The 558-nt window shown below is 48.0% G+C and carries 1 protein-coding gene; it reads right to left on the bottom strand.

Features of this window, described 5'->3' with window-relative positions:
• Positions 1–558: condensation domain-containing protein (locus tag A4R26_RS12980; protein ID WP_242674893.1), on the bottom strand; the 558-nt coding region annotated here is incomplete at both ends.

A 558-nucleotide genomic window follows, 5' to 3' on the forward strand; every position in this document is an offset into this window, starting at 1 on the left:
GTGAACGCTCCCTGTCTATGGCTTTTAACCATTTGATATAATCAGAATATGGCATTACTGGCGGCAGGTCTGCTGTACTGCCCCTGATTGCGGCACTTAACAGCTCATTAAAGTCATTGATGAGTACACTCGTGCACCACCCATCCATCAGGATATGATGGTGACTCCAGATAAACTCATATTCTCCCGCCGACAGATCAATCACATGCAACCGCATCTGGGAACCCCTGCTCAAATCAAAGCCCCGGCCCCTGTCCTGTTTCCTGATCAGCGCTACCTGTGCTTGTTGCTCCGCCTCCCTATCCAGCTTTTCATAGCTAAAATTACCCGGTACTTCTTTCCTTACAATTTGCAACGATCTGCCGGCATAATCATTACTGAAACTGGTGCGCAGTACAGCATGCCGGGCTGTTAACTGGTCATACGCTCCTTTTAACACTTCTATATCTAATGTTTCGGCCCGCACCCTATAGGAGGTCTGCTCACAATAAAGTGAGCTGGAACCTTCAGCTAACCAGTGGTAGTACATTCCCTCCTGAAGAGGAGATAGCTCATACA

It is taken from the genome of Niastella populi (assembly GCF_002078015.1).
GTDB lineage: Bacteria > Bacteroidota > Bacteroidia > Chitinophagales > Chitinophagaceae > Niastella > Niastella populi.